Here is a 26593-nt window from a genome sequence, read left to right on the forward strand (position 1 = left end):
CCTCCTCATCCCGCTGGTCGGATTCCTCCCGCCGGACGACCCACGGGTGGTGGGCACGGTGGAGGCAGTACGCGCCGAGCTCGGCCGGGACGGCGACTTCATCCGGCGCTACAGCACCGACGAGTCCCTGCGGGCCAACCGGGTCGACGGCGGTGCCTTTGGCCCGCCCCGCCCCTGCGCGCATTCCCGGAAGGGTCAGGCGCCGATCATGTGCACGCCACCATCAACGTGAATGATCTCGCCCGTCGTCTTCGGGAAGAAGTCCGACAGCAGCGCCACGATCCCCTTGCCCGCCGGCTCCGGGTCCGCCATGTCCCACTTCATCGGGGAGCGCGTGTCCCACACCGCGGCCAGCTCCGAGAAGCCCGGAATCGACTTCGCGGCCATCGAGCCCAGCGGGCCCGCCGAGATCAGGTTGCAGCGGATGCCGTCCTTGCCCAGGTCACGACCCAGGTAGCGGGAGGTCGCCTCCAGCGCCGCCTTCGCCGGGCCCATCCAGTCGTACTGCGGCCACGCGAACTGCGCGTCGAACGTGAGCCCGACGACCGACCCGCCCTCGCTCATCAGCGGACGGCACGCCATCGTCAGGGACTTCAGCGAGAACGCCGAGACGTGCATCGCGGTCGCGACCGACTCGAACGGCGTGTTCAGGAAGTTGCCGCCCAGCGCGTCCTGCGGCGCGAAGCCGATGGAGTGCACGACGCCGTCGAGCGAGCCGAGCTCCTCACGGACGAGGCCCTCCAGACGGTCCAGGTGCTCCTGGTTCGTCACGTCGAGCTCGATGACCTTCACCGGCTTCGGCAGCTTCTTCGCGATGCGCTCGGTCAGCGTCGGGCGGGGCCAGGCGGTCAGGATGACGTTCGCACCCTGCTCCTGCGCCACCTTGGCCGCGTGAAAGGCGATGGAGGACTCCATCAGGACACCCGTGATGAGGATGTTCTTGCCTTCGAGGATTCCACTCATGGCGATCAGTGACCCATGCCCAATCCGCCGTCAACCGGGATGACGGCTCCAGTGATGTACGACGCGTCGTCGGAGGCGAGGAACTTCACCGTGGCGGCGATCTCCTCCGGCTGCGCGTAACGGCCGAGCGGCACCTGGGCGACGATGCCCTTGCGCTGCTCCTCCGTGAGTGTCTGGGTCATGTCGGTGTCGACAAACCCGGGCGCGACGACGTTGAAAGTGAGGTTCCGCGAACCCAGCTCGCGGGCGAGCGAGCGCGCGAAACCGACCAGACCGGCCTTCGAGGCGGCGTAGTTCGCCTGCCCGGCGGAACCCAGCAGGCCGACCACCGAGGAGATCAGCACGACACGGCCCTTCTTGGCGCGCAGCATGCCGCGGTTGGCACGCTTCACGACCCGGAAGGTGCCGGTGAGGTTGGTGTCGAGGACGGACGTGAAGTCCTCCTCGGACATGCGCATCAGGAGCTGGTCCTTGGTGACGCCGGCGTTGGCCACCAGCACCTCCACGGGACCGTGCTTCTCCTCGATCTCCTTGTAGGCCTGCTCCACCTGCTCGGTGTCGGTGATGTCGCACTTGACGGCGAGGAAGCCCGCCTTCTCAAGTTCCGCGGGATCACCCGAGCGGTACGTGATCGCGACCTTGTCACCTGCATCGGCGAAGGCGCGGGCGATAGCGAGGCCGATGCCCCGGTTTCCTCCGGTGACGAGAACCGAGCGGCTCAACGGATCACCCTTTCCATAGCGGTCTGGTACCGATCGAAACTATCGGTACCGGGGCTCGTACGGAGAATCGGTCCCCGACAGCACCACCTACCGGCCGCTGTCGGGTCCCTACATAAAAGGGACTGGGCACGACGCCCCCGGACACGACATGATCGGAGCGACCTCGTCTCGACGACAGGAGACATCCGTGCCGCAGTCCCCGCCCGCCCGCCCCTCCCGCCCTCCCCTTCACTCCATCGACCCGTCCTTCACCGCGCTCCCGCTGCGCGCCCTCGCCGACGCCGCGCTCGCCAGGGCCAGGGCGCTGGGCGCCGATCATGCCGATTTCCGGTTCGAGCGGGTGCGCAGCGCCTCCCTGCGGCTGCGGGACGCCAAACCGTCCGGGTCTTCGGACTCCACCGACGTCGGGTACGCGGTGCGGGTGGTGCACGGCGGGGCCTGGGGGTTCGCGTCCGGTGTCGATCTGTCGATGGATGCCGCCGCCCGGGTCGCCGGGCAGGCCGTCGCCATGGCGAAGCTCTCCGCGAAGGTGATCAGGGCTGCGGGGTCGGACGAGCGCGTGGAGCTGGCCGAGGAGCCCGTGCACGAGGACCGGACCTGGGTTTCCTCGTACGAGATCGATCCGTTCGACGTGCCGGGCGAGGAGAAGTCGGCGCTGCTGGCGGACTGGAGCGCGCGGCTGCTGCGGGCGGACGGGGTGGCGCACGTCGACGCGTCGCTGATGACCGTGCACGAGAACAAGTTTTACGCGGACACCGCGGGAACGGTGACGACGCAGCAACGGGTGCGGCTGCACCCGGAGTTGACCGCCGTGGCCGTCGACGGGACGTCCGGCGAGTTCGACTCGATGCGGACGATCGCACCGCCTGCGGGACGCGGCTGGGAGTACCTGACGGGTACGGGTTGGGACTGGGACTCCGAGCTGGAGCGGATCCCGGCGCTGCTGGCCGAGAAGATGCGGGCGCCGAGCGTCGAGGCCGGGTCGTACGACCTGGTCGTCGACCCGTCGAACCTGTGGCTGACGATCCACGAGTCGATCGGGCACGCCACGGAGCTGGACCGGGCGCTGGGGTACGAGGCCGCCTACGCCGGGACGTCGTTCGCGACCTTCGACCAGCTGGGCAAGCTCGCGTACGGGTCGTCGGTGATGAACGTGACCGGTGACCGCACCGTAGAGCACGGTCTCGCGACCATCGGGTACGACGACGAGGGTGTGGCCGGGCAGTCCTGGGACCTGGTGAAGGACGGCACACTCGTCGGGTACCAACTCGACCGCAGGATCGCCAAGTTGACGGGTCTGGGGCGCTCCAACGGGTGTGCGTACGCCGACTCCCCCGGGCATGTGCCGGTGCAGCGGATGGCGAACGTGTCGTTGCAGCCGGATCCGGGCGGGCTGTCGACGGAGGACCTGATCGGGGGTGTGGAGCGCGGGATCTACGTGGTCGGCGACCGGTCGTGGTCGATCGACATGCAGCGCTTCAACTTCCAGTTCACCGGTCAGCGCTTCTTCCGCATCGAGAACGGAAAGCTGGCGGGGCAGCTGCGGGACGTGGCCTACCAGGCGACGACCACCGACTTCTGGGGCTCGATGGAGAAGGTCGGCGGCCCGCAGACGTACGTCCTGGGCGGCGCCTTCAACTGCGGCAAGGCCCAGCCGGGCCAGGTCGCGGCCGTCTCGCACGGCTGCCCCTCCGCCCTCTTCCGGGGCGTCAACATCTTGAACACCACGCAGGAGGGCGGGCGATGAGCCGCGCGAGCAGCAAGCCGTACGAGATCGTCGAGCGGGCGCTGGAGCTGTCCACCGCCGACGGGTGCGTGGTCATCGCCGACGAGGAGTCGTCCGCGAACCTGCGGTGGGCGGGGAACGCCCTGACCACGAACGGGGTGACGCGCGGGCGGACGCTGACCGTCGTCGCGACCGTCGACGGGGCCGAGGGCACCGCCTCCGGTGTCGTGTCGCGGTCCGCGGTCACCGCCGGTGAGCTGGAGTCGCTGGTACGGGCCGCCGAGGCGGCGGCGCGCGCGGCCGGTCCTGCCGAGGACGCGCAGCCGCTGGTCGAGGGCGTGCCGGTGTCCGCCGACTTCCGGGACGCGCCCGCCGAGACCTCCTCGTCCGTCTTCGACGCGTTCGCGCCCGCACTCGGGGAGGCCTTCGCCCGCGCCAGGGCCGGTGGCCGGGAGCTGTACGGGTTCGCGAACCACGAGATGACGTCCAGCTATCTCGGCACGTCGACGGGTCTGCGGCTGCGTCACGACCAGCCGAACGGCACCCTGGAGGTCAACGCCAAGTCTCCGGACCGTACGAAGTCGGCGTGGGCCGGGCGCTCCACCCGGGACTTCACGGACGTCGACCCGGGGGCCCTGGACGAGGAGCTGGCCAAGCGGCTCGTATGGGCCGAGCGGCGCATCGACCTGCCCGCCGGGCGGTACGAGACGCTGCTGCCGCCGAGCGCGGTCGCCGACCTGCTGGTGTACCAGCTGTGGTCCTCGGGGGCACGGGACGCGGTGGAGGGGCGCACGGTGTTTTCGCGGCCGGGTGGCTCCACGCGGCTCGGGGACACCCTGTCCACGCTGCCGCTGACGCTGCGCAGCGATCCGAACGAGCCGGGGCTCGAAGCCGCGCCGTTCGTACTGGCGCACTCCTCGGGCGGTGATTCCTCGGTGTTCGACAACGGGCTTCCGCTGGCCCCCACCGAGTGGATCAAGGACGGGAAGCTGGAGCGGCTGACCACCACCCGCAACACCGCCGCCCTGACCGGGCTGCCGGTGACCCCGGACATCGACAACCTGATCCTCGACGCGGGCGGCACCAGGACGCTGGACGAGATGGTGGCGGCCACCGGGCGCGGTCTGCTGCTGACCTGCCTCTGGTACATCCGCGAGGTCGACCCGGCGACGCTGCTGCTGACCGGTCTGACCAGGGACGGCGTGTACCTGGTCGAGGACGGCGAGGTGGTGGGCGAGGTGAACAACTTCCGGTTCAACGAGTCCCCGGTGGATCTGCTGTCGCGGGCCTCCGAGGCGGGTGTGACGGAGAAGACGCTGCCCAGGGAATGGGGCGACTGGTTCACCCGGGCCGCGATGCCCGCGCTGCGGGTGCCGGATTTCAATATGAGTTCTGTCAGCCGGGGCGTATAACCTCGGTCAGCACACACCGCACATCTGAGGAGATACGAGAATCGTGACGGACATCGTCGACGAGCTGAAGTGGCGCGGGCTGTTCGCCCAGTCCACGGACGAAGACGCACTGCGCAAGGCGCTCGCGGACGGCCCCGTCACGTTCTATTGCGGCTTCGACCCCACCGCGGCCAGCCTGCACGTCGGGCACCTGGTGCAGGTGCTCACCATGCGCCGGCTCCAGCAGGCGGGGCTGCGCCCGCTGGCGCTGGTGGGCGGGGCTACGGGGCAGATCGGTGACCCGCGGCCGACGGCGGAGCGGACGCTGAACGACCCGGAGACCATCAAGGAGTGGGTGGACCGGTTGCGGTCGCAGATCGAGCCGTTCCTCGACTTCGAGGGCGACAACCCCGCCACCATGGTGAACAACCTGGACTGGACGGCCGGCCTGTCGGCCATCGAGTTCCTGCGGGACATCGGCAAGCACTTCCGGGTCAACAAGATGCTCACCAAGGACTCGGTCGCCCGCCGGCTGGAGTCCGAACAGGGCATCAGCTACACCGAGTTCAGCTACCAGCTGCTCCAGGGCATGGACTTCCTGGAGCTCTACCGCCGCTACGGCTGCGTCCTCCAGCAGGGCGGCAGCGACCAGTGGGGCAACCTCACCGCCGGTCTCGACCTGATCCACCGGGTCGAGCCGGAGGCGGTCGTGCACGCGCTGGCGACGCCGCTGATGACGAAGGCGGACGGCACCAAGTTCGGCAAGACCGAGGGCGGCGCCGTCTGGCTGGACCCGGAGATGACCACGCCGTACGCGTTCTACCAGTTCTGGCTGAACGTGGACGACCGGGACGTCTCGAAGTACCTGCGGATCCTCAGCTTCCGCTCGCCGGAGGAGCTGACGGAGCTGGAGCAGCAGACCGAGGAGCGTCCGCAGGCGCGCGCCGCACAGCGCGCGCTGGCCGAGGAGCTGACGACGCTGGTGCACGGCGCCGACCAGTGCACGGCCGTCATCGCCGCGTCGAAGGCCCTCTTCGGGCAGGGCGAGCTCACCGACCTCGACGAGCCGACGCTGAAGGCCGCTCTCTCTGAACTGCCGCACGCGCGGGTGGAGAGCCTCGGCCAGGTCGTGGACCTGCTGATCGCGGCGGGGCTGGCGCCCAGCAAGGGCGGCGCGCGGCGCACCATCAAGGAGGGCGGTGCGTACGTGAACAACGTCAAGGTCACCGCCGAGGACGCCGAGGTCACCGCCGAGTCGCTGCTGCACGGCCGCTGGCTGGTGCTGCGCAAGGGCAAGAAGAACCTGGCGGCGATCGAGGTCACGGCGGCCTGAGCCACGGCGCTCCGCAACACGGCGCTCCGGGCCACGGCGCTCGGGGTCACGGCGCTCTGAACGGATACGGCCGTGGCCGGGATCCCCGCAGATGAGCGGGTCCCGGCCACGGCCTTGTCCGCGTAGCGGACCGAGCACTGTTCAGGCGCGTCTCCTGTTGCCCTTGACCGCCGCGTACATCGCGTCACCCAGACCGACGATCACCACGGCTCCGATCAGCTGGAGGAGGTGCCGGCCCCAGTCGATGCCCTTGGTCTCGTTGATGCCGAACTTCGTGGCGAGCCAGTTGCCCAGCACCGATCCGACAATGCCGAAGACGGTCGTCAGCCAGAGCGGGATCTGCTGCTTGCCCGGAATGATCGCCTTGGCGATCAGACCGAGCACAAGCCCGACGATGATTGCCCACAACCAACTCATGTCGCCTCCTCGTAGCGGCGCGGACGTGCGCTGTGATCAAGTCTCGGCGGATCCCCCGTACGGCGCATGTCGGACGCCGCCATACGTGGTACGCCGGTCCTGCTCCGACCGGACCGGGCCGCCCCCGCATCGACGCCTGTCGGAGCACGGGCGTACGGTGGACGGGTCCGGGCCGGGGAGTGCCCGGCGCGGGAATCGGGTGGTGGAATCGTGATGCGGAAGCTGCGCGGAGCCGAGGTCGTCCGGATCACCGGGGCACGGCAGTCACTGGCGGACGACGTGCGGGGCAGGCAGCGCCGGTACGTCATCTCCATGTCGATCAGGACGCTGGCGGTCATCCTCGGCGCGGTTCTGTGGAACGTGGAGCGTCCTGTGGCGATTGTGGCCCTGGCGCTGGGAGTGCTGTTGCCGTACGTCTCGGTGGTGATCGCGAACGGCGGCCGGGAGGGCACGAAGACCCTGCCGACGACCTTCGTACCCGCCCCGGTACGGCCTGCACTGGGCCCGCCGCTGGAGGGCACCGTGATGGACCCGGGGCCCGCCGAGTCGGTCAACGACCCACAGGGGCGGACGACTTAGCTCCACCCAAGCTCAAGAAAAGCTCAGATCAATCATGAAGTTCCGGTGCACCGCACCCCGTACCCCATGACATACTTCGTAGGCGCTCCGCATCCCCCGTCGGAGCGACGGACCGACGCCGGGCAGCTCCCCCCGTGGCTGCTCGGCGTCGCCTTTGTTCGGGCCCTTCTGTGTGGCCCCCGGTTGGGAATTCTGCTGTGAGTGACGAGACCCCCATCTGTTCCGCCAAGGGCTGCCGTGCGGACGCCGTCTGGGTACTGGCCTGGAACAATCCGAAGCTGCACACGCCGGAGCGCCGCAAGACGTGGCTCGCGTGCGAGGAGCACCGGGAGCACCTCTCGCAGTTCCTGGGCGTACGGGATTTCCTCAAGGACGTCGTGACGCTCGCCGAGTGGAACGAGCGCCAGGGCCCCGCGCAGCAGGGCCCCGCGTCTTCGGGAGACTCAGCCGCCGATCGCTGACATCGGGCGGTCCGGCTGGAGGAACGTCGGGTCGTCGAGGCCCGAACCCGCCTTCTTGCCCCACATGGCGACCTTCCAGAGCTCCGCGATGTCCTGGTCGGTGGCGTCCGAGCGCAGGGCGGCCCGCAGATCGGACTCCTCGCGGGCGAACAGACAGGTGCGGACCTGGCCGTCGGCGGTGAGCCGGGTGCGGTCGCAGGCCCGGCAGAACGGGCGGGTGACCGAGGCGATGACGCCGACCCGGTGTCGGCCGCCGTCCACCACCCAGCGCTCGGCGGGCGCGGAGCCGCGCTCGGCCTCGCCCTCCTCGGTGAGGGTGAAGCGGGTGCGCAGGGACTCCAGGATGTCACCGGCGGTGATCATGCCGTCGCGCTTCCAGCCGTGCTGGGCGTCGAGCGGCATCTGCTCGATGAAGCGGAGTTCGTAGTCGTTCTCCACGGCCCAGGCGAGGAGGTCGGGGGCCTCGTCGTCGTTGAGCCCCGGCATCAGGACGGCGTTGACCTTGACCGGGGTGAGGCCGGCGTCGCGGGCGGCGGCCATGCCTTCCAGGACGTCCTTGTGCCGGTCGCGGCGGGTGAGGGTCTTGAAGACGTCGGGGCGCAGCGTGTCCAGGGAGACGTTGACCCGGTCGAGGCCGGCCGTCTTGAGGGCGGTGGCGGTGCGCTTGAGGCCGATGCCGTTGGTGGTGAGCGACATCCTGGGGCGCGGCTCCAGGGCGGCGCAGCGCTCGACGATGCCGACGATGCCGGGGCGGAGCAGCGGCTCGCCGCCGGTGAAACGGACCTCGGTGATGCCCAGGTCGGTGACGGCGATGCGGATCAGCCGGACAATCTCGTCGTCGGTGAGCAGGTCCGGCTTGCCGAGCCACTGGAGGCCCTCTTCGGGCATGCAGTACGTACAGCGCAGATTGCAGCGGTCCGTCAGCGAAACACGCAGGTCGGTGGCGACCCGGCCATAGGTGTCGATGAGCACTGTGGGCCCCCTCCCCGATGGATGACTGGTACCTCCGACACTACGCGACGGCACTGACAACGACCGGGGCCGATTGCCACGAGGCACGGCAGGGCCGCGTCGTAGGACTCTACGACGCGGCCCCGGAGGTACGTACGAGCGGACGCGGGCCGACGGATCAGTGCGCGCCGGTGCCGGTCAGGGACTTGACCTCCAGCTCGGCGTACTTGCCCTTGTCCGGCTCCTCCTTGGAGAGGACCGAACCGAGCCAGCCGAGCAGGAAGCCCAGCGGGATCGAGATCAGGCCCGGGTTCTCCAGCGGGAACCAGGCGAAGTCGACGCCCTTGAACATCGAGGTCGGCTTGCCGGAGACGACCGGCGAGAAGAGCACGAGGAACACCGCGGTGAAGAGGCCGCCGTAGATCGACCACAGGGCGCCCTGGGTGGTGAAGCGCTTCCAGAAGAGGCTGTAGAGGATCGTCGGCAGGTTGGCGGACGCGGCGACCGCGAAGGCCAGGGCGACGAGTCCTGCGACGTTGAGGTCGCGGGCGAGGGCGCCCAGCGCGATGGAGACGATGCCGATGAGGACGGTGGCCCAGCGGGCCGCCTTCATCTCCTCCTTCTCGGTGGCCTTGCCGCGCCGGATGACGTTCGCGTAGATGTCGTGCGCGAACGAGGACGACGAGGCGAGGGTGAGGCCCGCGACGACCGCGAGGATCGTGGCGAAGGCGACTGCCGAGATCACGGCGAGCAGGATCGCACCGCCGGTGGATCCGGCGCCGCCGCCGATTTCGAGTGCGGCGAGCGGGGCTGCCGTATTGCCCGCCTTGTTGGAGGCGGTGATGTCCCCGGGCTTGAGGAGGGCCGCGGCGCCGAAGCCCAGCACGATCGTCATCAGGTAGAAGGCGCCGATGATGCCGATCGCCCAGTTCACGGACTTACGGGCGGCCTGGGCCGTGGGCACGGTGTAGAAGCGGATCAGGATGTGCGGCAGGCCGGCGGTGCCGAGGACGAGTGCGATGCCGAGCGAGATGAAGTCCAGCTTGGACATCGCGCTGGCGCCGTACTTGAGGCCCGGTTCCAGGAACCCTTCCTTGCCGCTGTTGGTGGCGGCGGCGCCGAGGAGGTCGGAGACGTTGAAGTTGAACTTCAGCAGGATCAGGAAGGTGATGAGCAGGGTGCCCGCGATGAGCAGGACGGCCTTGACCATCTGCACCCAGGTGGTGCCCTTCATGCCGCCGATGGTGACGTACACGATCATCAGGACGCCGACGAGGGCGACGATGGCGACCTTGCCGCCGTCGCTGGTGATGCCGAGCAGCAGCGAGACGAGGACGCCCGCGCCCGCCATCTGCGCGAGCAGGTAGAAGATCGACACGACGATGGTGGAGGTACCGGCGGCGGTGCGGACCGGGCGCTGCCTCATGCGGTACGCGAGGACGTCGCCCATCGTGTAGCGGCCGGAGTTGCGCAGCGGCTCCGCGACGAGCAGCAGGGCGACCAGCCAGGCCACCAGGAAGCCGATGGAGTACAGGAAGCCGTCGTAGCCGAAGAGGGCGATGGATCCCGCGATGCCGAGGAAGGACGCGGCGGACATGTAGTCGCCGGAGATCGCCAGGCCGTTCTGGAAGCCGGTGAACTGGCGGCCGCCCGCGTAGAAGTCGGAGGCGCTCTTGGTCTGCTTGCCGGCCCAGATGGTGATGACGAGGGTCGCGACGACGAACAGGCCGAAGAGGGTGATGATCAAGCCGCGGTGGTCGCCGGCGCCTTCGCCCGCGGCGAGCTGCCAGCCCGTGGTGTCTGGCACGAGGGGGTTCATTCTCCGGCCTCCAGGCGGGACTTGATCGCTGCGGCCTTCGGGTCGAGCTTGGTCGCCGCGTGCCGCGAGTAGAACCAGGCGATGAGGAAGGTCGTCAGGAACTGGCCGAGGCCGAAGACGAGTGCGACGTTGATGTTGCCGACGACCTTCGTTCCCATGAAGCCGCCGGCGTAGTTCGACATCAGTACGTACAGCAGGTACCAGGCGATGAAGGCGATGGTCAGGGGGAAGGCGAAGGAGCGGTGGGCACGGCGCAGTTCGCCGAATTCCGCGCTCTCCTGCACCTCGACGAACTGCTCCGTCGTGGGCCCGGCAGGGCTGGTGTCCGGGCCGCCCTCGGGCGGTGGTGCATCGGTAGCCACGGATTCTCCTCGCGACGCGGGTGCGGTGGGTGCGATCGGGTGGGTCAAAAGGACCTCACTGGGACGGGGCGGATGGTGCTTGCGTCCCCCTGACAACGGCACGGCCCGCGTCACGACTCGGTTCAACGGGCGTGTTTTCTTTTCCGAACTCATTGATACGGAGCGTTGATCAGCGATAGCTTCGCTGGTCATGTACCCGTCCAACCGCGTCTCGGCGGTGGGACGTTCGGCACGGATGATGTGGAGAACCCATGGCTCATCTGGGAAACAGACGATCCCGCGCGCTGGCGATCCCGGTCGGTCTGGCACTGACGGCCTCGCTCGGCTTCCTGCCGATGACCTCGGCCACGGCGGCTCCTCTTGAGGACGCTCCGGCCGCGGCCCCCGCCGCGGACGGCCCCAAGCTGTCGTACGTCGTGAACGTCGACGGCGGTTCCTCGACGGCGGCGGCGGTCAAGAAGGCGATAGCCAAGGCCGGCGGCACCATCGTGATCTCGTACGACCGGATAGGCGTCATCGTCGTCACTTCCCAGAACCCGGAGTTCGGGAAGCAGATCCGCGAGGTACGGGGGGTGCAGTCGGCCGGGGCGACGCGCACCGCGCCCATCAAGGCGGCCTCGACCACCGACGAGGGTGCCACGCAGCGGCTCTCCGCGGCCGAGGCGCAGGCCGCCGCGAAGACCGCGAAGAAGGCGGCCGTCGCCCAGGACCCGCTGGAGCCGCTGCTCTGGGCCCTGCCGGCGATCCGTGCCGACAAGGCGCACCAGAAGACCCTCGGCAGCAAGAAGGTCAACGTCACCGTCATCGACACGGGCGTCGACGACACCCACCCGGACCTGGCGCCGAACTTCGACGCCAAGGGCTCCGCGAGCTGTGTCGGCGGCAAGGCGGACAGCACGGCGGGCGTGTGGCGGCCGAAGGCCGACGAGTCCGACCACGGCACGCACGTGGCGGGCACCATCGCCGCCGCCAAGAACGGCCTCGGCGTCACCGGTGTCGCGCCGAACGTCCGGCTCTCCGGCATCAAGGTCGCCGACTCCAGCGGCGAGTTCTACACCGAGGCCGTCGTCTGCGCGTTCGTGTACGCCGCCGAGCACGGCGCGGACGTCACGAACAACAGCTACTTCACCGACCCGTGGATGTTCAACTGCAAGGACGACCCGGACCAGGGCGCCCTGGTGGAAGCCGTCGACCGGGCCCAGCGGTTCGCCTGGAAGAAGGGCACGATATCCGTCGCCTCGGCGGGCAACTCGAACTACGACCTCGACTCCAAGGAGATCGTGGACGCGTCGAGCCCCAACGACGGGACCCCGGGCAGCCGGACCATCGACCCGAAGAAGTGCCTCGACATCCCGATGCAGCTGGACGACGTGGTGACGGTCTCCGCGACCGGTGCCAAGAACCTCAAGTCGTCGTACTCCAGCTACGGCAAGGGCGTCGTCGACGTGGCGGCGCCGGGCGGCGACCGGACGGCGTACCAGGAGCCGGAGGGGCCTGCCGTCGACGGCAGGATCCTGTCGACCCTGCCGGGCGGCGGCTACGGCTACAAGAACGGCACCTCGATGGCGGCCCCGCACGTCTCGGGCGTCCTCGCGCTGCTGAAGTCGACGCACCCGGACGCCACCCCGGCGCAGCTGGAGCGGATGCTGACGTCGCAGGCCGAGAGCACCGCCTGCGGTGAGCCGTACGACATCGACAAGGACGGCAAGATCGACGCGGTCTGCAAGGGCGGGGTGAACGACAACGGCTTCTACGGGGCCGGGATCGTCGACGCACTTCGCGCGGTGCGCTAGGCGTTCGCGGGGGGGTGCGGGGAGCTGTGTGCGCATTGTCTGCTGCGGGTGACTCGTGGCTGGTCGCGCAGTTCCCCGCGCCCCCAACTGCGAGGTTCTCGCGGCCCTGGGTACGTGGGCTTCGCGCCCCTACGCGGGCTTGATGAGGACCTTGAGGGCGGTGCGGGTGTCCATTGCCTTGTAGCCGTCGGGGACGCCGTCCAGTCCGACCGTGAGGTCGAAGACGGGGGACGGGTCGATCGTGCCGTTGAGGACGTCGACGAGGAGTTCCGGGAGGTACGTGCGTACCGGTGCCACTCCCCCGCGCAGCGCGATGTTCCGGCCGAACATGACGCCCAGGTCGAGCCCGGTGGCGCTGCCGTGCGGCACGCCGACGTAGCCGATGGCGCCGCCGTCGCGGGTGATGGAGACGGCGGTGTGCATGGACTGCTCGGTGCCGACCGCCTCGATCACGGAGTGCGCGCCCTGCCCGCCGGTCAACTCCTGTACGGCGGCGACCGCTTCGTCACCTCTTGAGGCGACGACGTCCGTGGCGCCGAAGGTGCGGGCGAGGTCGGTACGGGACCGGTGGCGGCCCATCGCGATGATCCGGTCGGCGCCGAGCCGCTTGGCGGCCAGTACGCCGCACAGGCCGACCGCACCGTCCCCGACGACCGCGACGGTCCCGCCGGGCCTTGCGCCGGCTCCGACGGCCGCGTGGTGGCCGGTGCCCATGACGTCGGCGAGGGAGGCCAGCGCGGCCAGCAGCCGGTCGTCGGAGGCCGCGTCGGCGGGCAGCTTGACGAGGGTGCCGTCGGCGAGCGGGACGCGCACGGCCTCGCCCTGGCCGCCGTCGGAGCCGACGGAGCCCCAGAAGCCGCCCTGCGGGCAGGAGGTCGTCAGCCCCTCCGTGCAGTAGTCGCAGGTCCCGTCGGACCAGACGAACGGCGCGACGACCAGGTCACCGGTCCTGAAGGCCCGTACCTCGGCGCCCGCCTCCTCGACGATGCCCAGGAACTCGTGCCCGATGCGCTGCCCCGGCTTCCTGGCCGACTCCCCGCGGTACGCCCACAGGTCGCTGCCGCAGATGCAGGCGCGGAGCACCCGTACGACCACGTCGGTGGGCAGCTGGACGATCGGATCGGGGACCTCTTCGACCCGGATGTCGTGGGGAGCGTGAATGACGGTGGCACGCATGGGGGGGGCGTCCTTGCTGGTCAGAGGGCAGTTCGCCTTTCACCGTACGCCCGGGACGACTCCCCTGCGCGGCGGGCACCGGCGGCCCCCTCCCCGGCGGCCGGTGCCCCCGCGCCGAGCACTCCGACGGCGAGCAGGCACTGCGCCGCCGCGTAGGTGGCCATCACCCAGAAGTCGGGGGCGGGCAGCTGCGGCCACTGGGCGACGCCGGTCGCGATGAGGGTGTCGGACAGCAGGAACAGGGCGCCGCCGACGCCCGCGTACACCCCGAGCCCGCTCGCGCGAAAGGCCATGGCGGTGAGCAGCAGGCTGTACCCGGCGACCGGGATGCGCAGATCCGCGGGCAGGTCGGACCAGAGCAGGGCGACGGTGGCGAGGAGCGCGAGGGCGTAGACGGCGCCGAGCGGGCGGCGCACGGGTGCGCCCTTGAAGAGGAACAGGTAGCAGACGTGCCCGAGGGCGAAGGAGCCCATGCCGAGCATGAAGGCCGGCTCCGCATCAAAGAGGAGGGCGATGTCGCCGCCCCAGCCGAAGAGCAGCGCGACGATCAGCAGGCGCGGTCCGCCGCGTGCGGCGACGTATCCGGCGAGCAGCGGCATCAGCAGCGGCTTCGCCGCCCGGTGCACGCCCCAGCTGTCCGCGAGGAGTCCGGCGAGATCGACGGCGGTGACGAGGAGGAAGGCGGCGAGCAGCCCGGCGGCGAGCTTCTCGCGGCCCGTACGGCTCGGGTTCGTACGGCTCGGGCTCGCACCGTTCGGGCTCGTACCGCTCGGGCTCGCACCGCTCATGCGGCTCATGCGGCGGGTTCCGGCTGCTGTGCGGGGGTGGCCGGTGCCGTCTTCGGTTGCCAGCCGGGGCCCCCGAAGACGCGTCCCGCCCGCTCCCGCCAGGTCCGCGCGGCCCGTACGTCGCGGGCGATGGCGGCGTACTCGTGGGTGGCGACGCGCAGCGGGTTGTAGGTCTCGATGTTCTTGGTCAGCCCGTAGACGGGGCGGTCGCCCTCGCGCACGAACGAGCCGAAGAGCCGGTCCCAGACGATCAGGATGCCGCCGAAGTTGCGGTCCAGGTAGCCGCCCTGCGAGGCGTGGTGCACACGGTGGTGCGAGGGCGTGTTGAGCACATACTCGAAGGGGCGCGGCAGCTTGCCGACCCGCTCGGTGTGCACCCAGAACTGGTAGACGAGGTTGGCGGACGAGCAGAACGCCAGGGCCGCCGGGTGCACTCCGCAGGCGATCAGCGGCAGGTAGAACGGCCAGACGGTGAGCGTCGTCCAGGGCTGGCGCAGCGCGGTGGTGAAGTTGAACTTCCGGCTGGAGTGGTGGACCACGTGGCAGGCCCACAGGATGCGTACGACGTGGTGGCCGCGGTGCGACCAGTAGTAGAAGAAGTCCTGCGCGAGCAGCATCAGCGGGATCGTCCACCACAGGACGGGGATGCGCGCGGGTGTCAGCTCGTACACCGCGGTGTAGATCGCGACGATCGGTATCTTCCAGAGGATGTCGAAGCCGATGCTGCCGAGCCCCATGGTGATGCTGGTGGCGGCGTCTCTGGTTTCGTACCCCTCGGCGTCGTCGTCGGGGTGCAGGCGGTAGCTCACGATTTCGAGCACGGTGAGCAGGACGAAGGCCGGGATCGACCACAGCACGACATCGGGCAGGTTCGGCATGCCCGCACGATAGAGCCGCAGGCGGGGGCCCGACTAGGGGTTGTTACCGACAAGTATGCGAGAAGTTCTGTCAGGAACGGTGATCAGGAATGCGGCCGGTCCGTGTGCCGGTTCTCGTGGTACGTCGGTGAGGTGACCAGCGTCAGCAGCCGCTTGTCGATCTCGACCGGGTCGACGAGCTCGGCGAGGACCTGCGTCGGTACGGCGTCGGGGTCGCGCAGGAGCGCCATCATGAGGTGCTCGGCACCGGTGTGCTGGTGACCGAGTCCTACGGCGATCCGGCCCGCCTCGGCGACGAGGGCGTCAAATCGGGGCGTGGAACGGGGAGTTCGCTCGTTCGGCATACGTGCCATGGTGACCGATTCGCGCCCGGCGCGGAACCGTGCGAACCGGTCCTTCCGGGGCGCGTTCGCGACCGTCCGCGCCCTATACCCCCACCGCCCCCAGCAGTGTCCCCGCCAGATACGTCACTGCCATCGCGAGCGCCCCGCCCGCCATGTTCCGCCACACGGCGGGCTTCGGAGGTGCGACACCGAGCCTGGCGCTGCCCCAGCCGGTGAAGGCCAGTGCCATCAGTACCGAGACCACCGTCACCGGCAGCCGCCAGGCTTCCGGCGGCAGGATGATCGCGAGCAGCGGCAGCAGGGCGCCCACGGTGAAGGCGGCGAAACTGGCCCAGGCCGCGTGCCAGGGGTTGGTGAGCCGGTCGGGGTCGATGCCCAGCTCCACGCGCGCGTGGGCGCGCAGGGCGTCGCGCTCGGTGAGCTGCCGGGCGGACTCGCGGGCCGTTTCCGGTGAGAGTCCGCGGCTTTCCAGGATCTGGGCCAGCTCGGCGAGTTCCTCGTCCGGCTGTTCGCGCAGCTCCTTCTTCTCCAGCGTCAGGGCGGCCTTCTCGGCGTCGCGCTGCGTCGACACGGAGACGTACTCGCCCGCCGCCATCGACATGGATCCGGCCAGGAGTCCAGCCAGGCCCGCCGTCAGGAGCGTGGCCCGGGAGTCGGTGGCTCCGGCCACACCGACGACGATGCCCGCCGTGGAGACAATGCCGTCGTTCGCGCCGAGGACCCCGGCCCGCAGCCAGTTCAGCCGGGAGCCGAGGTCCTCGTGATGGGGCTCGTAGGCGCCCTTTTCGTCCGTCGTGTCGTCCGTCATGCCGGGGAGGATGCCACCGCCGCGCTCACCAGACGCGCACCGACCCGCCCGGTGCGAAGGCGGGGCTCGTCGCGTCCGCCGGGACCTCCTCAAGAGGCTGCGCCACCTCCTCGACGGTCGGCCCCACCTTGGCGGCGATCGCGCCGAGGGCGTCCAGGTCGAATCCGTACACACGGGCGGCGTTGCCGCCGACCATCGCGGCGACCTCCTCTTGAGGCAGCCCCGCGTACGCGATGCGCAGGCCCTCCCGCGAGTAGGGGGCGGTGCCCTCGTCGTGCGGGTAGTCGCTGCCCCACATGATCTTGTCGAGGCCGATCCTGTCGCGCAGCGGCACCTCATGAGGGCGCATGAAGCTGGCGCCGACGAAGCAGTTGTCGCGCCACACCTCGCTCGGGCTCGCTCCCATCGAAGTGGCGAGGCCTGCCCCGAACTTGGACTCCGCGGTGGCCGCCCTCGTCGCCGCCGAGACGAGCCGCGAGTGGTAGTAGTCCAGCATTTCGACGATGCCGGGGATCCATCCGGAACCCTGCTCGGTGAGGACCAGCCTGAGGCCCGGATGCCGGTTGAAGGCGCCGCCGAAGATCAGGTGCCAGAGCGCCCGGTGCGAGAACCACGTCGTCTCGACCATGAAGACGGCGCGGGCGGCCGGTTCGTCGCCGAGCGGCGGGGACGCCGACCCGCCGTGGTGGTTGACCGGGACCTCCAGCTCCTCGCAGACCGCCCAGATCGGGTCGTACGAGGCCGAGTAGAGCTCCGGGATGCCGGAGCCCGGCGGGGCGCCCGGGAGGAGCACTCCGCCGGTCAGGCCCGCCTCCTTGCTGCGGCGGATCTCCCGTACGGCCTCCTCGACGTCGTTGAGGAGGATCTGCGCGACGCCCGCCCTGCGGCCCGGTGCGTCGGCGCAGAAGTCGACGAGCCAGCGGTTGTGGGCGCGCAGACCGGCCCACCGCTGCTCGTACTCCTCCCGGGTGGGCGCGGGTGCCATCAAAGAGGCGGCGGGGAAGAACGGCGGGATGGTGTTCGGGAAGACGACCTCGGCGACGATGCCGTCGGCCTCCAGCTCGGCGAGGCGGCGGGCGGAGTTCCAGTTGCGGTCGGCGGTGTCGGCGAGGAGGTCCTCGTAGGGGTTGGTGTAGGTGGCCGCCCAGGCGTCGAAGTCGGCGTGGTGCTTCTTCTCCAGGTACGGCTTGTAGTCGAGGAGGTCGGCGCCGGCGTGGCAGTCGGCGGAGATGACGGTGTAGCGATCGTTCACAACACACCCACCTGAGGGAAGTCGTGGCCGGTGAGCCAATGGCGGCCCACCTCACGGGATTTGGACCAGGCGTGCTCCACCTTCGCCTGGTCCTCGCTCTGGCCCAGCTCGTCGGGCGTCGGCCCGATCCTCCGGGCGAGCGGTGCCAGCTTCGCGGTGTCGAATCCGAACACCTCGGCCGCCGAGAGACCCAGAATGCGCCGGGTCTCGGTCACCGGGATGTCGTGGAAGGTGTTCTTCAGCCACTCGCGGGTCTTGGGCCAGGTGCCCTCGGGGTGCGGGAAGTCGCTGCCCCAGAGGATGTTGTCGACGCCGATCTCGTAGCGCTGGGCAAGTTCGCGGCGCTTGGTGTTAGTGGCGCAGACGAAGATCTGCCGGTCCAGGTACTCGCTCGGCGGGCGCTTCAGCTCCTCGAACGGGGAGAGCTTCTTGCCGCCGTGCGCCCCCAGATAGAGCCTGTCCATGAACCACAGCTGGTTCGGCAGCCACCAGCAACCGGACTCGGCCACCCCGAACTTGAGTCCCGGATGCCGCTCGAACGCCCCCGACCAGAGCAGGAACCACAGCGGGCGGGCCGGCCACCACGTCACCTCGCTCACATAGATGCCGAGGTGGTCGCCGTACTCGTGCCGGGGCGCGGCGCCCGAGTGGGTGACGATCGGCATACCCGTCTCGGCGGCCGCCGCCCACACCGGGTCGTAACGGCGGTCGTGGTAGGGGGCCTTGTCGACCCACATCGAGGGGATCATCAGGGCGCCGAGCCCGGACTCCTTGGCACGGTGCACCTCGGCGACGACCTTGCCGACCTCGGCCGTGACGGGGAGCAGGGCGACCCCGCAGTGGCGTTCCGGGTTCTCGGCGACGAACTCGGCGAGCCACCGGTTGTGCGCCTGCGCACCCGCCATTCCGAGCGCCGGGTCCTGGTCGCCGGAGAGACCGAGGCCGACGCCGAAGGGCGCCGCGGTCCCGCTGTCGACGGCGTCGGCGTCCGGGAAGACGACCTCGGCCGCCACCCCGTCACCGTCCAGCTCCTTGAGGCGCTGGGCGCTGTCCCAGCCGCCGCGCAGGCCTTCCTCGTTGTCCTGGAACCACTTGGTGGCGAACGCTTCGTTACGGACGCCGAGCCGGGTCATCTCCTCGCGGCGGGCGTCGCGCTGCCCGAGGAATCCTTCGAAGTCGCGGTGGTAGGCGCTGTCCAGATAGGGCAGGTACTGCTCGGTCGGCAGACCTGCGTGGCAGTCGGAGGAAATGATCAGGTAGGGGTCTCGGTCGGTCATGGTTCACTCACGCCCCTCAGTCGAGGATGAAGTTCTCCAGGTACGACGGGTTGGCGCGGTCCAGCATCGACTGCGACCGCGCCCGGATCTGCCGGTCGCTGTGTGCGCTCTCGGGGAGCATCCAGAAGCGGTCCGCCCTGATCCCGTCCACGACGGTCCCGGCGACCTCCTCGACCGGTGTGAACTCGATTTCGTGGCCCGCCGCTGCCATCGCCGCCTCCCACTGTTCGAGGCTCCGGTAGGGCGACTTCCGCGGGCGCTCCTTGGCATAGCGCGAGGGCCTGTTGCGGTGCGACTCCCACAGGCCGGTGCGCAGCATGTGCGGCCCCGGGAACAGCACCGAGGCGCCCACCTGCGCCTGCTCCGCCTTGAGGTGTGCGTACAGCGACTCCGTCAGGGTGACGACGGCGGACTTGGTGACGGCGTACACGGAGGCGGTCGGCAGCGGTGCGATGCCGCCGTCCCCCGACGACGTGTTGACGACGTGCCCGGCCTCGCCGCCCGCCAGCATGCGTGGCACGAAGGCCTGCACGCCGTGGAAGACGCCCCAGACGTTGACGGCGAACGCCCACTTCCAGTCGTTCGGCTCGTGCTCCCACATGCGGCCCTCGGCGCCGGACCCGACACCGGCGTTGTTGCACAGCACGTGCACCGCGCCGAAGGTCTCGTACGCCGCGTCCGCCAGCTCCTGTACGGAGTCGCGCTCGCTGACGTCCACGACGCGTGCCAGGACCTGCGCGCCACCCTCCCGCAGTTCCGCGGCGGCCTTGCCGAGCGCGCCCTCCTCGACGTCCGCGAGGACGACCTTGAGCCCCTCCTCGGCGAACCTCCGCACCATCGCGAGTCCGATGCCGCTCGCGGCGCCGGTGACGACGGCGACCTGTCCCGCCGCCAGCTCCATCAGACGCTCCCTTCCGGCGGGCCGTCGAGGATCTGCTGCGGGTCGTCGTAGCGCTGGTGGATGTACGGCAACAGGGCCTGCGCGTCGACCCGTTCGACGACCTTGCCGCTCTGGTCGCTGGTCTTCTCGCCGAGCGTGATCTCTATGAGGCGGCGGACGGGGAGGTCCGCGACGGGGTCGTACATCGACTCGCGGAGCACGACGTCACCGCTGACCTTCTCCAGCTTGCGCACCTTCTCGTGCCGGGTGCACTGCACGAGGACCGGGTCGGCGTCGAAGCCGCGTCCGTCCACGGCGGGCAGGAACTTGAAGTAGAAGTCCAGCTTCTCGGTCGGCTCCCCGGGCACCGGAAGCGCCCTGTCCACCGCGCCCCGCACCTCCACGAAGGCGATCCCGTGCCGCGCGAGTGACGCCCGTACGATCAGGCCTTCGCGCTCCACGGTCACCTCGCCGAGCTTCTTCGGCTCGCCGAACACCTCGCGTCCGCCGATCAGCGCCCGCTCGTGGGTCATCGGCATGACCAGGGGGTACCAGCCCTCGCGCCCGCCGTACTCGGCGGCGACCGCCACCGAGCCCGCGCCGAGCGGGTAGCCGGGCAGGTCGACCTTGCTGATGTTGGCGCGGACCAGGGGCCGGCCGGTGGGTTTGAGGGGCGGCGGCAGGACGGCCGCCACCGCGTCGGGGTCGCTCTCCCACACCGCCACCACACCGGTGGACCAGATGTCGGGGAGTTGGGTGTTCCTGGTGCGCGCCGCCTCGATCTCGGCCTCGGTGCGCGGTCCGTACCGTACGCGTGCCATCGCCGTACCACCCTTCGTCGGTCGTGTAACACAGTTACAGCAACCGCGATGAAGGGTAAAGAGACGTGCACACAAGGAAGTTGGGGTTGCATGCCGAGACCGTCACTCACCCGTGCGGAAGTCCTCGACACGGCCGCCCGGTACGTCAAGGAGCACGGGCCGGCCGCCCTCACCATGCGCAAGCTGGCCGCCGAACTGGGCACGGCGGTGACGTCGATCTACTGGCACGTCGGCAACCGCGAGGCCCTCCTCGACGCCCTCGTCGAGCGCACCGTCCACGAGCTGGCCACCATCCGGCCGCGCGGCGGGACCCCGGCCCGGCGCATCGTCTCCGTCGCCCGCGCCCTGCGCCGCGATCTGCGCGCGCACCCGCACCTGGTGGCGATGGTCCACGAACGGGGACTGACCGAGCGGATGTTCCTGCCCGCCCAGCAGGCCCTGGTGCACGAGGTGCACGCGGCCGGCCTGCGCGGTGCGCGCGCGGCGGAGGCCGTACGGGCCATCCAGTACCAGGTCGTCGGGTACGTCCTGGTCGAGCGCAACCGCGAGCGCTCGCCCGCGCAGCACCCCGGTGAGGAGGACCTGTGGGACGAGGCGGCGGCGGAGCAGGACCCGGGCCTGGCACGGGCGCTGGCGCGGCCGGTGGACTCGGAAAAGCTGTTCGTGGTGTCGGTGCGGGCGCTGGTGGAGTCGCTCGTGGGACGGTGACGGACACCGCTCGCAGACGGCTCCGGACTGGGCGAATAGGGGACTGTCAGTCCCGGCCCGTATTCTCTGTGACCATGCTCGATGACCAGACGACAGCGGCAGCACCCTGGCCGACCGCCTACCCGCAGGGGTACGCGGTCGTCGACGTGGAGACCACCGGTCTCTCCCGCGACGACCGCATAATCTCCGCTGCCGTCTACCGGCTGGACGCGCACGGCGACGTCGTCGACCACTGGTACACCCTGGTCAACCCCGAGCGGGACCCGGGACCGACCTGGATCCACGGCCTGACCAGCGACGTGCTGAGCGGCGCGCCGCTGTTCCCGGAGATCGTGGGCGAGCTGTCCGAGCGGCTCGACGGGCGGGTCCTGGTCGCGCACAACGCGATGTTCGACTGGTCGATGCTCGCCCGGGAGTACGCACGGGCCGGGCACACCGCCCCGGTGCGGCAGCGGCTGTGCACCATCGCGCTCTCCAAGGAGCTGGCGCTGCCGCTGCCCAACCACAAGCTGGCGTCGCTGGCCGCGCACTTCGGCGTCGTGCAGCAGCACGCGCACCACGCGCTGGACGACGCGCGGGTGCTCGCCGAGGCGTTCCGGCCGAGCCTGCACGCGGCGGCGCAGGGCGGGGTGCGGCTGCCGCTCCTGGAGTGCCGGCCGCTGACCGAGTGGTCGGACGCGCCCGCCAAGCCCCGGATCGGCTACCAGGCTTCGTACGGCGGAAGCGGTGGGGGGATCGGCGGCGGAAGCGGCGGCGGCCAGGCCAGTTGGCGGCCCTCGCGCAAGCGGCCCGCCTGCCCGTACCCCAACCCCGGGCGCTACCGGGCGGACAAGCCGCTGATGCAGGGGATGCGGGTGGCGTTCTCCGGCGACACGTCGGTGGACCGCGACCTCCTGGAGGACCGTACGGTCGAGGCGGGGCTGCACGTCGCATCGAGCGTGTCGCGGCTGACGAGCCTCCTGGTCACCAACGACCCGGACTCGGCGACGTCCAAGACGGTCAAGGCCAAGTCCTTCGGCACACCGGTCGTCGACGAGGCCGCGTACACACATCTGCTGCGCGACGTGGCTCCCGCACCGTCGGACGGGTGACGCGCGGGCCCCTGACGGGCGGGCCTGCACTTCTCGCCCGCCCTCGGCCTGCACCCTGTGGCGCATGGCACGATGCGAGGTTTGCGGAAACGACTACGGCATGTCCTTCGAGGTGCACGCGCAGGGCGCGGTGCACGTCTTCGACTGCTTCTCCTGCGCCATCCACCGGATGGCCCCGATCTGCGAGCACTGCCGGTGCCGCATCATCGGCCAGGGCGTCGAGGTCGAGGGCCAGTGGTTCTGCGGTGCGCACTGCTCCCGCGCGGAGGGGAAGGTGGGCATCGTCGACAAGGTGTGAGACCTGCTTCACAGGTAGGCCCGGCTCACCGTGAGGGTCCATGAGGCCCTCCTTCGCCGAGGCCCGGCTCACCGGCCTCCAGGGACAGCTCCGGTCCCCCGGCTCGGGCAACCCGCCCGCCGGGGGACTTCTCGCGCCAGGTACCGTCAAAGCGTGTACCGCTTCCTGTTGTCCCGGCAGTGGGTGATCCTCACCCTCCTGGCTCTGGTCCTCATCCCCGCGATGGTCCAGCTCGGTTTCTGGCAGTTCCACCGCCACGAGCACAAGGTCGCGCAGAACCAGCTGATCGCCGGGAACCTCAGGGCGAAGCCGAAGCCCGTGACCGAGCTCACCTCGCCCGGCCACACCGTTCCCACCGCCGACTTCTGGCGCGCGGCGACCGCCACCGGCACCTTCGACACCGCGCACGAGGTCGTCGTACGACGCCGTACCTCCACCGACGACAAGGTCGGCTTCCACGTCCTGACGCCGCTGAACCTCAAGGGCGGCGGCACCCTCCTGATCAACCGGGGCTGGGTCGCGTTCGCCTCCGACCAGCAGGCCTTCCCCCGCATCCCGGCGCCGCCCGCCGGCGAAGTCACCGTCACCGGCCGCCTCAAGGCCGACGAGACGACGTCCGGCAGCGGAATCAAGGACCTCGAAGGGCTGCCGCCGCGGCACGTCATGCTGATCAACAGCGTGCAGCAGTCCAAGCTGCTCGGCCGCCCCGTGCTCGGCGGCTACCTCGAACTGACCTCGCCCGCCCCATCCGACGGCAGCCCGGAGCCGATCGCCGCACCGGATTCCGACTCGATCGGCCCGCACATGGCGTACGCCGTTCAGTGGTGGCTGTTCGTGGCGGCCGTGCCCGTCGGCTGGGTCATTCTCGTACGGCGCGAGAAGCGCGAGCGGGACGCGGCGGCGCTCGCCCGTCAGGACGCCACGGCCGAAGAGCCCGCCACCGCCTCGGCGTAGCACTCCCCACGAAGTACCGCTGCGTGACCTACGGGGTTGCTTAGTTCCGCGCCCCGCCGGGAAGACGCCTGAGCGTGACACAACGTATCGAGGACTACGCGCTCATCGGGGACCTCCAGACCGCGGCCCTGGTCGGCCGCGACGGTTCCGTCGACTGGCTCTGCCTGCCCCGCTTCGACTCGGCGGCCTGTTTCGCCGCACTGCTCGGCAACCCGGAGAACGGGCACTGGCGGCTGGCCCCCGAGGGCGCCGGCAACTGCACCTCCCGCTCCTACCGGGGCAATTCGCTGGTCCTGGAGTCGGTGTGGGAGACCAGGTCCGGCAGCGTCAAGGTCACCGACTTCATGCCGCAGCGCGACCGGGCCCCCGATGTCGTACGCATCGTGGAGGGCCTGTCCGGCGAGGTCACCGTGCACTCCACGCTCCGGCTGCGCCTCGACTACGGCGCCATCGTGCCGTGGGTGCGCCGGAGCGACGGGCACCGGGTCGCGGTCGCGGGTCCTGACGCGATCTGGCTGCGCGACGTACCGCGCGCGGCGGGTACGGGAAGCGGTGCTGCCCCCGAGGTCAGGACCTGGGGCCAGCAGTACAGCACCCGCTCCGCCTTCACCGTCCGCGAGGGCGAGCAGGTCGCGTTCGTCCTCACCTGGCACCCGTCCCACGAGCCGCGCCCGGCGCTCGTCGACCCGTACGAGTCCCTGGAGCACAGCCTGGAGGACTGGGAGGAGTGGGCCGCCAAGTGCACGTACGAAGGCCCCTACCGGGACGCCGTGCTGCGCTCGCTCATCACCCTCAAGGCCCTCACCTATGCCCCCACCGGCGGCATCGTCGCCGCCCCCACCACCTCGCTCCCCGAAGAGGTCGGCGGCGTACGGAACTGGGACTACCGGTACTGCTGGCTGCGTGACTCCACCCTCACGCTCGCCTCGCTGGTCTCCGCCGGGTACCTCGACGAGGCCGCCCAGTGGCGCGACTGGCTGCTGCGCGCGGTCGCCGGGGACCCCGCCGACCTGAAGATCATGTACGGGATCGCGGGCGAGCGGCGGCTGACCGAGCTGGAACTGCCGTGGCTGGCGGGGTACGAGGGGTCGCTCCCGGTCCGGATCGGGAACATCGCCGCCGACCAGTTCCAGCTGGACGTGTACGGCGAGGTCGTCGACTCCCTGTACCTGGCGCGGCAGGCGGGCCTCGCCTCCAAGCCCCACGCCTGGAAGCTCCAGCTCAGCCTGCTCGGCTTCCTGGAGTCGATGTGGCGCGAGCCGGACGAGGGGCTGTGGGAAGTGCGCGGTCCGCGCCGCCACTTCGTGCACTCCAAGGTCATGACATGGGTCGCCGCCGACCGCGCGGTACGCACCCTGGAGGCGGACCCCACGCTGCCGGGGGACGCGGCACGCTGGCGGGCGATGCGCGACGAGGTGCACCGGGAGGTGTGCGAGAAGGGCTACGACCCGGAGCGCAACACCTTCACCCAGTCGTACGGCTCGGCGGAACTCGACGCCGCCACCCTCCTCATCCCGCTGGTCGGATTCCTCCCGCCGGACGACCCACGGGTGGTGGGCACGGTGGAGGCGGTACGCGCCGAGCTCGGCCGGGACGGCGACTTCATCCGGCGCTACAGCACCGACGAGTCCCTGCGGGCCAACCGGGTCGACGGACTGCCGGGCGGCGAGGGCGCGTTCCTGGTCTGCTCGTACTGGCTGGCGGACGCGCTGCTGCTCACGGGGCGCGCGAAGGAGGCCCGCGAACTCTTCGAGAAGCTGCTCGGCCTGCGCAACGACGTGGGGCTGATGGCCGAACAGTACGACCCGGTGGCGGGCCGCCAGCTGGGCAACTTCCCGCAGGCGTTCAGCCACATCGGCCTGGTGGGCACGGCTCAGGCCCTGGCCCGCGCGGAGGCTTCGGACGGGGAGGGTGCAGGATAGCGCCATGGATCTTGGACTGAAGGACCGTGTGTACGTCGTTACCGGAGCGAGCCGGGGCCTGGGCTTCGCCGCCGCGCGCGAACTGGTGGCGGACGGAGCGAAGGTGATCCTCACCGCGCGCGACGAGAAGGCCCTCGCGGCGGCGGCCGGCGAACTGGGCCCGAACGCGGCGGCGCTGGCCGCCGACAACGCCGACCCGGCGACGGCCGCCCGCCTCATCGAGGAGGCCCGCAACCGCTTCGGCCGGTTCGACGGCATCCTCATCAGCGTCGGCGGACCGGCGGCGGGCGGGGCCGCGGACAACACCGACGAGCAGTGGCGGGACGCGTTCGAGTCGGTCTTCCTGGGTGCGGTACGACTCGCCCGCGCCGCGTCCGAGTCCCTCACCGAGGGCGGCGTGATCGCCTTCGTCCTCTCGGCGTCCGTCCACGAGCCGATCCCCGGCCTGACCATCTCCAACGGCCTGCGCCCGGGGCTCGCGGGCTTCGCGAAGTCCCTCTCCGACGAGGTCGGGCCGCGCGGGATCCGCGTGGTCGGCCTGCTCCCGGCCCGCATCGACACGGACCGGGTCCGCTACCTGGACTCCCTCGCGGCGGACCCCGACGCGGCCAGGGCCACCAATGAATCGCGCATTCCGCTGCGGCGGTACGGGACGGCGGAGGAGTTCGGCCGGACGGCGGCATTCCTGCTGTCGCCGGCGGCGTCGTACGTGACGGGGGTCATGCTGCCGGTGGACGGAGGCGCACGGCACGGGTTCTGAGGGGCGGGGGGGGCGGCCCCGCTGCCCAAGAGGGCTAGCGGGGGAAGGGGCAGGCATTTATGGGCGCGGGGAACTGCGCGACCGGCCCCCACCCCCCCCCCCCCCCCCCCCACCGCCCC

At 70.4% G+C, this 26593-nt stretch carries 28 protein-coding genes; 13 read left to right on the forward strand and 15 right to left on the reverse strand.

The genetic code is table 11. The features are described from left to right. A partial coding sequence (locus AB0D18_RS40160; protein WP_362430662.1) for a hypothetical protein occupies window positions 1-232 on the forward strand: 232 nt, incomplete at its 5' end. Here AB0D18_RS40160 and fabI read toward each other — a convergent pair. Both fabI and fabG read right to left on the reverse strand, forming a co-directional pair. Continuing rightward, window positions 196-963 carry an enoyl-ACP reductase FabI gene (gene fabI / locus AB0D18_RS40165; protein ID WP_362430663.1) on the reverse strand — a complete coding sequence of 256 codons (768 nt, stop codon included), beginning with the start codon at window positions 961-963 and terminating at the stop codon, window positions 196-198. The genes AB0D18_RS40160 and fabI overlap by 37 nt on opposite strands. A 5-nt stretch (window positions 964-968) precedes the next feature. Continuing rightward, window positions 969-1685, reverse strand: a complete 717-nt coding sequence (gene fabG / locus AB0D18_RS40170) for a 3-oxoacyl-[acyl-carrier-protein] reductase (RefSeq protein WP_362430664.1) — start codon at window positions 1683-1685, stop codon at window positions 969-971. A gap of 187 nt (window positions 1686-1872) precedes the next feature. Here fabG and AB0D18_RS40175 point away from each other — a divergent pair, with 187 nt between their 5' ends. Genes AB0D18_RS40175 through tyrS form a run of 3 tightly spaced genes read left to right on the forward strand, consistent with a single transcriptional unit; the run spans window position 1873 to window position 6135 of the window. Continuing rightward, on the forward strand, window positions 1873-3432 hold the full coding sequence (locus AB0D18_RS40175; RefSeq protein WP_362430665.1) for a TldD/PmbA family protein: 1560 nt from the start codon (window positions 1873-1875) through the stop codon (window positions 3430-3432). Beyond that, window positions 3429-4823, forward strand: a complete 1395-nt coding sequence (locus tag AB0D18_RS40180) for a metallopeptidase TldD-related protein (RefSeq protein WP_362430666.1) — start codon at window positions 3429-3431, stop codon at window positions 4821-4823. Before AB0D18_RS40175 ends, AB0D18_RS40180 begins: the two co-directional genes overlap by 4 nt. Window positions 4824-4866: 43 nt before the next feature. Further along, complete coding sequence (tyrS, locus tag AB0D18_RS40185; protein ID WP_362430667.1) at window positions 4867-6135, forward strand: tyrosine--tRNA ligase; 1269 nt, start codon at window positions 4867-4869, stop codon at window positions 6133-6135. Between the two features lie 141 nt (window positions 6136-6276). Here tyrS and AB0D18_RS40190 read toward each other — a convergent pair whose 3' ends face one another. Continuing rightward, the gene (locus AB0D18_RS40190; protein WP_362430668.1) at window positions 6277-6552 is read right to left on the reverse strand and encodes a GlsB/YeaQ/YmgE family stress response membrane protein; all 276 of its coding nucleotides are present in this window, start codon (window positions 6550-6552) and stop codon (window positions 6277-6279) included. A 213-nt stretch (window positions 6553-6765) separates the two neighbouring features. On the opposite strand from AB0D18_RS40190, the gene AB0D18_RS40195 reads away from it, so the two are divergent. Together AB0D18_RS40195 and AB0D18_RS40200 are read left to right on the forward strand one after the other, a co-directional pair. Further along, on the forward strand, window positions 6766-7131 hold the full coding sequence (locus tag AB0D18_RS40195; RefSeq protein WP_362430669.1) for a DUF3099 domain-containing protein: 366 nt from the start codon (window positions 6766-6768) through the stop codon (window positions 7129-7131). 197 nt (window positions 7132-7328) lie between these two features. Then, the gene (locus AB0D18_RS40200; protein WP_362430670.1) at window positions 7329-7592 is read left to right on the forward strand and encodes a hypothetical protein; all 264 of its coding nucleotides are present in this window, start codon (window positions 7329-7331) and stop codon (window positions 7590-7592) included. Here the strand turns inward: AB0D18_RS40200 and moaA are convergent. From moaA to AB0D18_RS40215, 3 genes are all read right to left on the reverse strand, one after another. Beyond that, window positions 7575-8564, reverse strand: coding sequence for a GTP 3',8-cyclase MoaA (gene moaA, locus AB0D18_RS40205; RefSeq protein WP_362430671.1), 990 nt, complete (start codon window positions 8562-8564; stop codon window positions 7575-7577). The genes AB0D18_RS40200 and moaA overlap by 18 nt on opposite strands. Window positions 8565-8721: 157 nt before the next feature. Then, entirely contained in the window at window positions 8722-10350 is a 1629-nt protein-coding gene (locus tag AB0D18_RS40210) for a cation acetate symporter (protein WP_362430672.1), read from the reverse strand. 8 nt (window positions 10351-10358) lie between these two features. After that, window positions 10359-10724 (reverse strand): DUF485 domain-containing protein, encoded by a 366-nt coding sequence (locus AB0D18_RS40215; RefSeq protein WP_362430673.1) that lies wholly within the window; start codon window positions 10722-10724, stop codon window positions 10359-10361. Window positions 10725-10975: 251 nt separating this feature from the next. Between AB0D18_RS40215 and AB0D18_RS40220 the strand changes: the two genes are divergently transcribed. Beyond that, window positions 10976-12517 (forward strand): S8 family serine peptidase, encoded by a 1542-nt coding sequence (locus AB0D18_RS40220; protein ID WP_362430674.1) that lies wholly within the window; start codon window positions 10976-10978, stop codon window positions 12515-12517. Between the two features lie 129 nt (window positions 12518-12646). Here the strand turns inward: AB0D18_RS40220 and AB0D18_RS40225 are convergent, their stop codons facing one another. The 9 genes from AB0D18_RS40225 to AB0D18_RS40265 form a co-directional block, all read right to left on the reverse strand. Beyond that, entirely contained in the window at window positions 12647-13693 is a 1047-nt protein-coding gene (locus AB0D18_RS40225) for a zinc-dependent alcohol dehydrogenase family protein (protein ID WP_362430675.1), read from the reverse strand. 20 nt (window positions 13694-13713) lie between these two features. Next, entirely contained in the window at window positions 13714-14490 is a 777-nt protein-coding gene (locus AB0D18_RS40230; RefSeq protein ID WP_362430676.1) for a lysoplasmalogenase, read from the reverse strand. Continuing rightward, on the reverse strand, window positions 14487-15359 hold the full coding sequence (locus AB0D18_RS40235) for a sterol desaturase family protein (RefSeq protein WP_362430677.1): 873 nt from the start codon (window positions 15357-15359) through the stop codon (window positions 14487-14489). Before AB0D18_RS40235 ends, AB0D18_RS40230 begins: the two co-directional genes overlap by 4 nt. Window positions 15360-15442: 83 nt before the next feature. Beyond that, entirely contained in the window at window positions 15443-15703 is a 261-nt protein-coding gene (locus AB0D18_RS40240) for a Clp protease N-terminal domain-containing protein (RefSeq protein ID WP_362430678.1), read from the reverse strand. Between the two features lie 82 nt (window positions 15704-15785). Continuing rightward, the gene (locus AB0D18_RS40245; RefSeq protein ID WP_362430679.1) at window positions 15786-16511 is read right to left on the reverse strand and encodes a VIT family protein; all 726 of its coding nucleotides are present in this window, start codon (window positions 16509-16511) and stop codon (window positions 15786-15788) included. 25 nt (window positions 16512-16536) lie between these two features. Continuing rightward, window positions 16537-17763 carry an amidohydrolase family protein gene (locus AB0D18_RS40250; RefSeq protein WP_362430680.1) on the reverse strand — a complete coding sequence of 409 codons (1227 nt, stop codon included), beginning with the start codon at window positions 17761-17763 and terminating at the stop codon, window positions 16537-16539. After that, on the reverse strand, window positions 17760-19040 hold the full coding sequence (locus AB0D18_RS40255; RefSeq protein WP_362430681.1) for an amidohydrolase family protein: 1281 nt from the start codon (window positions 19038-19040) through the stop codon (window positions 17760-17762). Before AB0D18_RS40255 ends, AB0D18_RS40250 begins: the two co-directional genes overlap by 4 nt. A gap of 16 nt (window positions 19041-19056) precedes the next feature. Continuing rightward, window positions 19057-19941, reverse strand: a complete 885-nt coding sequence (locus AB0D18_RS40260; protein ID WP_362430682.1) for an SDR family NAD(P)-dependent oxidoreductase — start codon at window positions 19939-19941, stop codon at window positions 19057-19059. Further along, complete coding sequence (locus AB0D18_RS40265) at window positions 19941-20741, reverse strand: acetoacetate decarboxylase family protein (RefSeq protein ID WP_362430683.1); 801 nt, start codon at window positions 20739-20741, stop codon at window positions 19941-19943. Before AB0D18_RS40265 ends, AB0D18_RS40260 begins: the two co-directional genes overlap by 1 nt. Before the next feature lie 90 nt (window positions 20742-20831). Here AB0D18_RS40265 and AB0D18_RS40270 point away from each other — a divergent pair, with 90 nt between their 5' ends. The 6 genes from AB0D18_RS40270 to AB0D18_RS40295 all read left to right on the forward strand — a co-directional run bounded on the left by AB0D18_RS40270 (window position 20832) and on the right by AB0D18_RS40295 (window position 26474). Further along, complete coding sequence (locus AB0D18_RS40270) at window positions 20832-21449, forward strand: TetR family transcriptional regulator (protein WP_362430684.1); 618 nt, start codon at window positions 20832-20834, stop codon at window positions 21447-21449. 68 nt (window positions 21450-21517) lie between these two features. After that, window positions 21518-22540 carry a DEDDh family exonuclease gene (locus AB0D18_RS40275; RefSeq protein ID WP_362430685.1) on the forward strand — a complete coding sequence of 341 codons (1023 nt, stop codon included), beginning with the start codon at window positions 21518-21520 and terminating at the stop codon, window positions 22538-22540. Between the two features lie 64 nt (window positions 22541-22604). Then, window positions 22605-22838 carry a hypothetical protein gene (locus tag AB0D18_RS40280; RefSeq protein WP_266655386.1) on the forward strand — a complete coding sequence of 78 codons (234 nt, stop codon included), beginning with the start codon at window positions 22605-22607 and terminating at the stop codon, window positions 22836-22838. Between the two features lie 153 nt (window positions 22839-22991). Further along, on the forward strand, window positions 22992-23792 hold the full coding sequence (locus AB0D18_RS40285) for an SURF1 family protein (protein WP_362430686.1): 801 nt from the start codon (window positions 22992-22994) through the stop codon (window positions 23790-23792). 74 nt (window positions 23793-23866) lie between these two features. Then, window positions 23867-25714, forward strand: coding sequence for a glycoside hydrolase family 15 protein (locus tag AB0D18_RS40290; RefSeq protein ID WP_362430687.1), 1848 nt, complete (start codon window positions 23867-23869; stop codon window positions 25712-25714). Between the two features lie 4 nt (window positions 25715-25718). Continuing rightward, a complete protein-coding gene (locus tag AB0D18_RS40295) occupies window positions 25719-26474 on the forward strand; it encodes an SDR family oxidoreductase (RefSeq protein ID WP_362430688.1) in 756 nt (251 codons plus the stop codon). The last annotated feature ends 119 nt before the right edge of the window (window positions 26475-26593 follow it).

Source organism: Streptomyces sp. NPDC048442 (assembly GCF_040651475.1).
In the GTDB taxonomy this organism is placed as follows: Bacteria; Actinomycetota; Actinomycetes; order Streptomycetales; family Streptomycetaceae; genus Streptomyces.

Excerpts from the sequence above, each read along its gene's own strand:
- fabI (WP_362430663.1), bottom strand. The coding sequence starts at position 963 with ATGAGTGGAATCCTCGAAGGCAAGAACATCCTCATCACGGGTGTCCTG.
- AB0D18_RS40180 (WP_362430666.1), top strand. The coding sequence starts at position 3,429 with ATGAGCCGCGCGAGCAGCAAGCCGTACGAGATCGTCGAGCGGGCGCTG.
- AB0D18_RS40190 (WP_362430668.1), bottom strand. The coding sequence starts at position 6,552 with ATGAGTTGGTTGTGGGCAATCATCGTCGGGCTTGTGCTCGGTCTGATC.
- AB0D18_RS40195 (WP_362430669.1), top strand. The coding sequence starts at position 6,766 with ATGCGGAAGCTGCGCGGAGCCGAGGTCGTCCGGATCACCGGGGCACGG.
- AB0D18_RS40220 (WP_362430674.1), top strand. The coding sequence starts at position 10,976 with ATGGCTCATCTGGGAAACAGACGATCCCGCGCGCTGGCGATCCCGGTC.
- AB0D18_RS40225 (WP_362430675.1), bottom strand. The coding sequence starts at position 13,693 with ATGCGTGCCACCGTCATTCACGCTCCCCACGACATCCGGGTCGAAGAG.
- AB0D18_RS40230 (WP_362430676.1), bottom strand. The coding sequence starts at position 14,490 with ATGAGCCGCATGAGCGGTGCGAGCCCGAGCGGTACGAGCCCGAACGGT.
- AB0D18_RS40235 (WP_362430677.1), bottom strand. The coding sequence starts at position 15,359 with ATGCCGAACCTGCCCGATGTCGTGCTGTGGTCGATCCCGGCCTTCGTC.
- AB0D18_RS40240 (WP_362430678.1), bottom strand. The coding sequence starts at position 15,703 with ATGCCGAACGAGCGAACTCCCCGTTCCACGCCCCGATTTGACGCCCTC.
- AB0D18_RS40245 (WP_362430679.1), bottom strand. The coding sequence starts at position 16,511 with ATGACGGACGACACGACGGACGAAAAGGGCGCCTACGAGCCCCATCAC.
- AB0D18_RS40255 (WP_362430681.1), bottom strand. The coding sequence starts at position 19,040 with ATGACCGACCGAGACCCCTACCTGATCATTTCCTCCGACTGCCACGCA.
- AB0D18_RS40260 (WP_362430682.1), bottom strand. The coding sequence starts at position 19,941 with ATGGAGCTGGCGGCGGGACAGGTCGCCGTCGTCACCGGCGCCGCGAGC.
- AB0D18_RS40265 (WP_362430683.1), bottom strand. The coding sequence starts at position 20,741 with ATGGCACGCGTACGGTACGGACCGCGCACCGAGGCCGAGATCGAGGCG.
- AB0D18_RS40270 (WP_362430684.1), top strand. The coding sequence starts at position 20,832 with ATGCCGAGACCGTCACTCACCCGTGCGGAAGTCCTCGACACGGCCGCC.
- AB0D18_RS40280 (WP_266655386.1), top strand. The coding sequence starts at position 22,605 with ATGGCACGATGCGAGGTTTGCGGAAACGACTACGGCATGTCCTTCGAG.
- AB0D18_RS40295 (WP_362430688.1), top strand. The coding sequence starts at position 25,719 with ATGGATCTTGGACTGAAGGACCGTGTGTACGTCGTTACCGGAGCGAGC.